At 74.0% G+C, this 8,301-nt stretch carries 8 protein-coding genes and 2 pseudogenes; 4 read left to right on the plus strand and 6 right to left on the minus strand.

All coding sequences use genetic code 11. The features are described 5' to 3' along the window. A pseudogene (locus ACFW2E_RS09895) lies at positions 1–293 on the plus strand (keto-deoxy-phosphogluconate aldolase); the annotation flags it as partial. 136 nt (positions 294–429) lie between these two features. Next, the gene (locus ACFW2E_RS09900; RefSeq protein ID WP_384464111.1) at positions 430–615 is read left to right on the plus strand and encodes a hypothetical protein; all 186 of its coding nucleotides are present in this window, start codon (positions 430–432) and stop codon (positions 613–615) included. A gap of 339 nt (positions 616–954) precedes the next feature. On the opposite strand, the gene ACFW2E_RS09905 is transcribed toward ACFW2E_RS09900, so the two are convergent. The 3 genes from ACFW2E_RS09905 to ACFW2E_RS09915 are packed head-to-tail and all read right to left on the minus strand — an operon-like array spanning position 955 to position 3,927. Beyond that, positions 955–2,310 carry a bifunctional RNase H/acid phosphatase gene (locus tag ACFW2E_RS09905; protein ID WP_384464114.1) on the minus strand — a complete coding sequence of 452 codons (1,356 nt, stop codon included), beginning with the start codon at positions 2,308–2,310 and terminating at the stop codon, positions 955–957. A gap of 19 nt (positions 2,311–2,329) precedes the next feature. Continuing rightward, on the minus strand, positions 2,330–3,073 hold the full coding sequence (locus tag ACFW2E_RS09910) for a zinc ribbon domain-containing protein (protein WP_384464192.1): 744 nt from the start codon (positions 3,071–3,073) through the stop codon (positions 2,330–2,332). Next, on the minus strand, positions 3,070–3,927 hold the full coding sequence (locus tag ACFW2E_RS09915) for a Nif3-like dinuclear metal center hexameric protein (RefSeq protein WP_384464117.1): 858 nt from the start codon (positions 3,925–3,927) through the stop codon (positions 3,070–3,072). Before ACFW2E_RS09915 ends, ACFW2E_RS09910 begins: the two co-directional genes overlap by 4 nt. A gap of 189 nt (positions 3,928–4,116) precedes the next feature. Here ACFW2E_RS09915 and ACFW2E_RS09920 point away from each other — a divergent pair, with 189 nt between their 5' ends. Together ACFW2E_RS09920 and ACFW2E_RS09925 are read left to right on the plus strand one after the other, a co-directional pair. Then, positions 4,117–5,337, plus strand: a complete 1,221-nt coding sequence (locus tag ACFW2E_RS09920; RefSeq protein ID WP_384464120.1) for a hypothetical protein — start codon at positions 4,117–4,119, stop codon at positions 5,335–5,337. Positions 5,338–5,433: 96 nt separating this feature from the next. Beyond that, a complete protein-coding gene (locus ACFW2E_RS09925) occupies positions 5,434–5,586 on the plus strand; it encodes a hypothetical protein (RefSeq protein ID WP_384464123.1) in 153 nt (50 codons plus the stop codon). Positions 5,587–5,640: 54 nt separating this feature from the next. On the opposite strand, the gene ACFW2E_RS09930 is transcribed toward ACFW2E_RS09925, so the two are convergent. The 3 genes and pseudogenes from ACFW2E_RS09930 to ACFW2E_RS09940 all read right to left on the minus strand — a co-directional run. Continuing rightward, positions 5,641–6,579 carry a 3-oxoacyl-ACP reductase gene (locus tag ACFW2E_RS09930; protein WP_384464125.1) on the minus strand — a complete coding sequence of 313 codons (939 nt, stop codon included), beginning with the start codon at positions 6,577–6,579 and terminating at the stop codon, positions 5,641–5,643. 23 nt (positions 6,580–6,602) lie between these two features. Further along, on the minus strand, positions 6,603–7,679 hold the full coding sequence (locus tag ACFW2E_RS09935) for a Zn-dependent alcohol dehydrogenase (protein WP_384464128.1): 1,077 nt from the start codon (positions 7,677–7,679) through the stop codon (positions 6,603–6,605). 57 nt (positions 7,680–7,736) lie between these two features. Beyond that, a pseudogene (locus tag ACFW2E_RS09940) lies at positions 7,737–8,201 on the minus strand (MaoC family dehydratase); the annotation flags it as partial. Positions 8,202–8,301: the final 100 nt, after the last annotated feature.

Below are 8,301 nucleotides of genomic sequence, written 5' to 3' on the forward strand. Positions count from 1 at the left end.
CCTCCGAGGTGGGGGCGCTCCTCGATCGCGGGGTGCGGGTGATGAAGTTAGTCCCGGCCCAGGCGGCCGGCGGCACGGCGTACCTGCGGTCGCTGGCCGGTCCGCTGCCGCAGGCGCGGTTCTGTCCGACGGGGGGCATCGGACCGGGGAACGCGCCGGAGTACCTGGCCCTGCCCAACGTCGGTTGCGTCGGCGGGAGCTGGATGGTGCCCGCGGACGCCGTCGCCGCCCGGGACTGGGCACGTGTCGAGGCCCTGGCGCGGGAGGCGGCAGGGCTCGGGCGATCGGGTTGACGTCCTTGCCGAAGGCCGCGCCAGTCGGCAGGAGCGCATGCGGCCAGGCCGGCCGCGCCGCGCGGGGGGCTCGATTCCCGGCTGGGTGCGGCGGCGACGCTGACCGGTTGTTATACCCGTGCCGTACGGGGACCCCATGAGCACCGTCGAACCGCCGTCCTTCGCCCTGGAGCCGCTGCGCCGGTGCACCGCGCGCCGGGTCAGTCGGCCCGAACTCGCCTCACGGGCCGGGACGGCACAGAGGTACGTCGGCTTCATCGAGCGGGGCCGTTCGGTGCCGGGGCGGCGGTCGTGCTGCGGCCGGCGGAGTCGCTGGACCTGACGCCGCGCGAGCGCAACGCGCCGCCGCTCGCGGCGGGTTGCGCGCCTTCTCACGCCGAGTCGGTACTGCACGCGGCGGAACCGGGGCCCGTGCGCGAGGCGTTGGGCCGGATCCTGGCGGGCCATCTGCCGTATCCGGCGGTCGTGGCGGGACCCCGGGGTGAACTCGTCGCGGGAACGCTGCGTTCGACGTGCTGGCGGAGGGCGCCGCGCCCTCGCCGCCGGACCGCCCGTCAACCTGGCGCGGCCGGCGCCGCATCCGTCCGGGATGGCGCCGCGGGTGATGAACCCGGGGGCCGTGGGGGCGGCACATCGTGGAGGTCCTGCGCGCCCGTGCCGCTCAGCGCAGGTGAGCGGTCTCGTTGAGCAGCCGTACGCTCGCGTTGCCGTCCGCGTAGTACGCCACCGCCGAGAGCGAGGCCGCCGACAGCTCCATACGGAAGAGGGACTCGGGCGGGGCGCCGAGGGCCAGCCGTACGAACGTCTTGATCGGGGTGACGTGGGTGACGAGCAGGACCGTGCGGCCCGCGTACGCCGCGACCAGCTTGTCGCGGGTGGCGGCGATCCGGGTGGCGGTCTGCGCGAAGCTCTCGCCGTCGCCGGTGGGGCGGGCCTCGGGGTCGGCGAGCCAGGCCTCGAGGTCCTCCCGGTGGCGCTCGCGCACCTCGCCGAAGGTGAGCCCCTCCCAGGCGCCGAAGTCGGTCTCGCGCAGCCCGTCGTCGACCGTCACCTCGAGCCCGAGGCGGGCGGCGACGATGCCGGCGGTCTCCCGGGTGCGGGCGAGGGGGGACGCGACGATCGCCTGGATCGTGCCGCGCCGGGCCAGTGCCGCCCCGACCCGCTCGGCCTGCTCGCGGCCGACATCGGAGAGGGACGGGTCGGTACCGCCGCTGCCCGAGAACCGCTTCTGCGGTGTCAGCGGGGTCTCTCCGTGCCGCAGCAGCACCAAGGTCGCGGGCGCGCCGAGGTCGGGGGCCGCGCTCCAGCCGGGGGCGGTGGTGGCCGGGGCCGGGGGCGTGGCGGCGCCGGAGGCCACCGCGCGGGCGGCACGCGCGTCGGCGCCGGACTCCTCACCCACCGCGTACGACTGCCGCGCCGGGGTGCCGACGGGGACCTCGGACGGTGTCCCGGTCGCCGTGCCCCCGCCGGCCGGAGCCGGCCTGGCGGCGGCGAGGGCCGCGCGCGCCTTCGCCGCGCCCGCCGTCGCGTCGCCCGGCGGGCCGGACGGCTCGGGTACGGCGGGTCTGTCCAGTGCCGCGGTGGAGGACGACGGGGACCACTGCTCGCCCCGGCTCCCGGCGTCCATCGCCTCGTTGGCCAGGCGGTCGGCGTGCTTGTTCCGCTCGCGCGGGATCCACTCGTACGTCACCCGGTCCGCCGGCAGGACACGGCTCGCCTCCATGGCGAGGGGCTTCAGATCCGGGTGCTTGATCTTCCAGCGGCCAGACATCTGCTCGACGACGAGCTTGGAGTCCATGCGGACGTGCACCGAGGCGGACGGGTCGAGGGCGTGCGCGGCACGCAGGCCGGCCACCAGGCCCCGGTACTCGGCCACGTTGTTGGTGGCCACCCCGATGTGCTCCGCCGCCTCGGCGAGGGTCTCGCCCGTGGCCGCGTCGATCACCACCGCGCCGTAGCCCGCGGGCCCCGGGTTGCCCCGCGAGCCGCCGTCGGCCTCGACGATGAACTCCCGCACGCCGTACGCCCCTTGTTCCCTACAGACCCGACTCGGCCGTGCGCACCAGGATGCGGCGGCAGTTCTCGCAGCGCACGACGGTGTCGGGCGCGGCCGAGCGGATCTCGCTCAGCTCGGTGATCGCCAGCTCCTGGCGGCAGCCCTGGCAGGTGCGGGCGTACAGCTTGGCAGCGCCGATGCCGCCCTGCTGCTCGCGCAGCTTGTCGTAGAGCTTCAGCAGGTCCGCCGGGACGGAGCCCGCGATGACCTCGCGCTCCTTGGTCACCGAGGCCGCCTCGCCGTCGATGTCCTCGAAGGCGGCGTCCCGGCGGCCGGTCGCGTCGTCGATCTTCGTCTGGACGGAGGCCACGCGCTCGGTCAGCTCACCGACCCGCTCCTGCGCGGCCTCGCGGCGCTCCATGACCTCGAGGACGACGTCCTCCAGGTCGCCCTGCCGCTTGGCCAGGGAGACGATCTCCCGCTGGAGGTTCTCCAGGTCCTTGGGGGAGGTGATCGCGCCGGAGTCCAGGCGCTGCTGGTCGCGGGCGGCGCGCTGGCGCACCTGGTCCACGTCCTGCTCGGCCTTGGTCTGCTCGCGGGCGCAGTCGCTCTCCTCGGTCTGCGCGGCCACGAGCAGGTCGCGCAGCTGCGTGAGGTCCTTGGTCAGCGACTCGATCTCGGCGTGCTCGGGCAGCGACCTCCGCTTGTGCGCCAGCTGCTGCAGGCGGACGTCGAGGGCCTGGACGTCCAGCAGTCGGATCTGGTCGGCGGGCGCGGCGTTCAGTTGGGGGCTCCCGTTGAGCTAGTGGCGGTGTTGGACGCCGCGTGGGCGGTCCAGGGGTCGGTGACCGTCTTGGAGACGTGGACGCGCAGGTCCCAGTCGTGACGGTCGGAGATCTCGTCGAGCTGGGCTGCGGCCAGCTCGCACCAGGGCCATTCGGTGGCCCAGTGCGCCGCGTCGAGCAGCGCGAGGGGGCTGCGGAGGACGGCCTCGGAGGCCGGGTGGTGCCGGAGGTCGGCGGTGAGGAAGGCGTCGGCACCGGCCGCCCGCACGGCATCGAAGAGGCTGTCGCCGGAGCCGCCGCTGACGGCGACCGTGCGGACGACCGCCTCGGGGTCACCGGCCACCCGGATGCCCTGCGCGGTGGCGGGCAGCCGCTCGGCGGCGCGGGCGGCGAGCTCGCGGACGGTGAGCGGGTGGTCCAGTTCGCAGACCCTGCCGAGGCCTCTGCGGCCCTCCGGGTCGGTGGGGTCCGGCACGAGCGGCCGTACGACCCGCAGGTCCAGGGCTCCGGCCAGCGCGTCGGAGACGCCCGGGTCGGCCGTGTCGGCGTTGGTGTGGGCGACGTGCAGCGCGATGTCGTTCTTGATCAGCGTGTGCACGACCCGGCCCTTGAAGGTGGAGGCCGCGACCGTCGTCGTACCGCGCAGATAGAGCGGGTGGTGGGTGACGATCAGGTCGGCGCCCAGCTTCACCGCCTCGTCGACGATGTCCTGCACGGGGTCGACGGCGAACAGGACCCGGGAGACCTCCTGGTCGGGGTCGCCCACGACGGTGCCGACCGCGTCCCAGGACTCGGCCCGCTCGGCGGGCCACAGGTTCTCCAGCGCGGTGATGACTTCTGACAGACGGGGCACGGGGAAAAGGCTACCTGCCTGTTCTGCGGGGATGTACCGGCTCCGTGCCCGAAAGGCCCCGTGCAGCACATACGCCCGCGTTTCCTCAGGCGAACCGCTGCCCGGCCACCCGTATGTGTGAAGCGGCTGCCTGGCGGTTCCACGTCTGTGCGTGCGAAAACTAGCTTCGTCGCCGGAGGTGACCGAACGATGACGGCCTGTGCGATCGAACCCTCGGCTGCCGCGGAGGACGGCGGTGTTCCGCGGGCGGGCTGCACCATCACGGCGGACGGGGCCTACGCCGCCCGTCTGGCGCTGGACGGCGGCTCCTGGTTCCCGGAGCGCTGGACACTGGACGGCCCCGAACCGTACGCCGTGCCGCTGCCCGGCAACCAGCCGGAGGAGCCCGGCACCGAGGTGCAGCCGCTGGCCGACGGACGGGTCCTGATCCACCGGCTGGTGGAACGGCGGCACTCGTTCTCGCTGCTGTACCCGACCGGCCCCGGCACCGGTGAGCTGCCGCTGGGAGCGGTGGAGTGCCCGGACCCGGGCAACGAACTGCGGCTGCTGCCGTCGGCGCCGGGGGGCCGGCGGGCGTACGCGCTGGAGACCGGCCTCCGCTCCACGGCGGTGTGGCTGGTGGCGGGCGGCTCCTTCGGGCCCGAGCACGTCGCCGAGATCCCGGGGCGCTGCTCGGGCGGGGTCTGGCTGGACCGCACGGGACGCATGCTCGCCCTGGACCGGGAGATCTGCGGGAGCACCAAGGCGGTCGTGGTGGACCTGGAGCGGGGCGGCGAGGTGTCGCCGCTGCTGCAGATCGCGGCCGGCAGCGACGACCGCCTGCTGCTCGCCGACCCGGACAGCGGGCTGATCCTCGTCGCCTCGGACGCACCCTCCCCCGGGCAGGAACGGTTGGGCTGGGGGGTCCTGGGCAGCACGCTGCCGGTGCGCTTCCCGGAGTGCCTGCGGACGGCCGACTGCACGGTGACGCCGTTCGCGATCCAGCCGGGGCAGGTGCTGACGCCGGAGCACTGCGCGGTGGCGCTGCGCGTCGACGGGTCGCTCGGCAGCTGGGTCGGGGTGTGGCGGCCCGCCGAGCGCCAGGTGCACCACCTCCCGGCGCCCGAGGGGTGGCTGGCGGGCGCGGGGCTGTGGACCGAGGACGGGGTGCTGCGGCTGCCGTACGCCACGCGGGAGACCCCGTGCGGTGTGGCGGAGCTGGCGGCACCCGCGAGAACGGGGGGAACGGGGGGATGGGGGAACACGGGGGGACCGGGGGACGTCGGCCCGGGGGATCCGGTCCGGAACGGCGCGGTCGACGGGGTGTGGAACGCGCTCCGGAAACCGGCGGAACCGGATCCTCCGGAGCCCGCGGTGCTGCGCCCGGTACCCCTTCAACAGGCACCGCTCGCACGTCTTGTAACGAAGTAGTGGCGGTTGGCGTGGCCGCCTGGATTCGCCCCGTGGTGTGCCGGTTACACTCGCCCGGCTGTACGAAAGATGATGTTGACGGGGTGAATTCTTCCGATGAACGACACGATGACGACCGAGAAGCTGTCCAGCGACCTTCAGGAGACCGCCGGCCACGGCAAGCACCGCGGCCCGGTCTCGGCCCAGGACAGCGAGACGGCCCCGCACGGCCGGCACCGCAAGCCGGAGCCGGCCGAGTCGGCGGCCTGAGGTCACGCAGTGGGGGTCCATCGGCTGACCGGCCGATGGGCCCCCTTTCGTGTGTCACCGGCGTTTGAGGGCCAGCACCTCCGCCGCCGCGAAGGTCTCCCCCGGCGGCCGGTCCGCGTAGTGCGGGGTGAGCAGCGCGTCGAGTTCGTCAAAGGTGAAGGTGTCCTGCTTGCTGTCGAACTTCGCCTGGACACGCGGCTGTTCCATGACGGCGACCATGCCACCGTGCACCACGAGCAGCTGTCCGTTCACGCGCCCGGCGGCGGGCGAGGCGAGGTAGCCGACGAGCGGGGCGACGTGCTCGGGGGCGAGCGGGTCGAGGCCCTCGTCGGGTGCGGCGAGCCCCGCGAAGACGTCCTCGGTCATCCGGGTGCGGGCCCGGGGGCAGATCGCGTTGGCCGTCACTCCGTACTTGGCCAGGGCGAGGGCCGTGGAGGTGGTCAGACCCACGATCCCGCCTTTGGCTGCGGCGTAGTTGGGCTGGCCCGCCGAACCGGCCAGGAACGCCTCCGACGAGGTGTTCACGATCCGCCCGTACACCCGTCCCCCGGCCGCCTTGGACCGCTCCCGCCAGTGTGCGGCCGCGAAGTGCGTGGTGTTGAAGTGCCCCTTGAGGTGGACCCGGATCACCGAATCCCACTCGTCCTCGGACATGGAGAAGACCATGCGGTCGCGCAGGATGCCGGCGTTGTTGACCAGGATGTCGAGCTTCCCGAACTCGGCGACCGCGCTCTCCACGAGTTCCCGGGCCTGCCCGAAGTCGGCGACGTCCCCGGTGTGCGCGAGCGCCCGCCCGCCCGCCGCCCGGATCTCGGCGGCGACTTCCTCGGCGGGCCCGGCGGAGGCCTCGCCCGAGCCGTCCCGGCCCGGCCTGCCGTAGTCGTTGACGACGACGGCCGCGCCGAGCCGGGCCAGTTCCAGCGCCTCGGCCCGGCCCAGTCCCCGGCCCGCGCCGGTGACGATCGCGGCCAGGCCCTCGAGTGGCAGTGACATACCGATCGGCATAGGACTCCCCGTCAGATCTCGATGCACGTACGCAGGGCCGTCCCGGTACGCATCTGGTCCAGCGCCTCGTTGATCTCGGCCAGCGGCACCCGGTGCGTGATCAGGCCCTCCAGGTCGACGCGGCGCGCCCGCCACAGGGCGATGGTCCGCTCGTAGGAGCGCAGGACGTCGCCGCCGCCGTACATCGACGGCAGGATGCGCTTCTCGTCGAAGAACAGCTCGAACATGTTGAGCTGGAGGAAGTCGTCCATGGCGCCCGCGCCGACCACGACGAGGGTGCCGCCGCGCCGGGTGTTCTCGTAGGCGGTGCGGGCGGTCGCGGACCGCCCGACGACCTCGAAGACGTAGTCGAAGCCCTCGCCGCCGGTGACCTGCTGTTTGGCGTCGGCCAGCCCGTCCGGTGCAACGGCCTTCGTGGCGCCGAACCGGAGGGCGGACTCGCGGCGCGACGCGACCGGGTCGACGGCGACGATCTCGGCGGCGCCCTTCAGCCGCGCCCCCTGGATCGCGGAGATGCCGACGCCTCCGCACCCGATGACGGCGACCGACGAACCGGCCTCCACGTCGGCGGTGTTGAGGGCGGCGCCCAGTCCGGTCGTCACCCCGCAGCCGATGAGCGCGGCGATGTCGAAGGGCACGTCGTCCGGGATCGGCACGGCGCAGCCCGCGTCGACGACGACCTCCTCGGCGAAGGTGCCGGTGCCCGCGAAGCCGAACACGTCTCCGCCGGAGCGCTTGAAGTTGGGCGTGCCCGCGTTCATGAACCCGGCCAGGCACAGCTCGGTCTGCCCGCGCCTGCAGGCGGGACAGGCGCCGCAGGCCGGCAGCCAGCAGACGACGACCCGGTCACCGGGCTTCAGACGGGTGACGTTCTCGCCGACCTCGATGATCTCGCCGGCGCCCTCGTGCCCGGGGACGAACGGCGCCGGCTGCGGCAGCACCCCGCTCATCGCGGACAGGTCCGAGTGGCACAGCCCCGTGGCCCGGATCCGTACCCGCACCCTGCCGGGGCCGAAGCCCACCGCCTCGACGTCGTCGAGGACCTCCAGCTTGTCCTGGCCGATCTCGTGCAGTACGGCTGCGCGCATGGTGCGGCTCCCCTCGGAGGCTTCTCTGGCTCAGATGGCTCAGGTGGCCAAGGTGGCTCAGGAGTGTTCGACGACGGTGTCGGCGAGAACAGGCGCGTCGTCCCTCTCGACGGCGTTCACGGCCACCCGCACGGCCCGCTCCCGGCGCCACATGCGGATGCGCAGGGTCTCGCCCGGGTACACCACCCCGGCGAAGCGGGTGGTGTAGGAGCGGACGCGGGTCACGTCGCCGCCAAGCAGCGTGTCGACGACCGTCTTGAGTGTCATGCCGTAGGTGCACAGCCCGTGCAGGATGGGCCGGTCGAACCCGGCGAGCTTGGCGAACCCGGGGTCGGCGTGCAGCGGGTTCCAGTCGCCGGAGAGGCGGTAGAGCAGCGCCTGGTCCTCGCGGACGGCCTTCTCGACGGTCATGCCGGGCTCGCCGACGGGTGGTTCGAGCCGGGTGGAGGGGCCGCGGTCGCCGCCCCAGCCGCCTTCCCCGCGTACGAATATCTGCGCGTCGTTGGTCCACAGCGGGCCGTGGGGGGGGGGGGCCGCCGGGGGCCTGTGTAGGATGGGGCCCCCGCGCGGGGGGGGGGGGGGGGCCGGGGGGGCCGGGGGGGGGGGGGCGGCGCGCCCCCGG

The sequence above is a fragment of the Streptomyces sp. NPDC058964 genome, from assembly GCF_042741275.1.
Classification (GTDB): Bacteria; Actinomycetota; Actinomycetes; order Streptomycetales; family Streptomycetaceae; genus Streptomyces.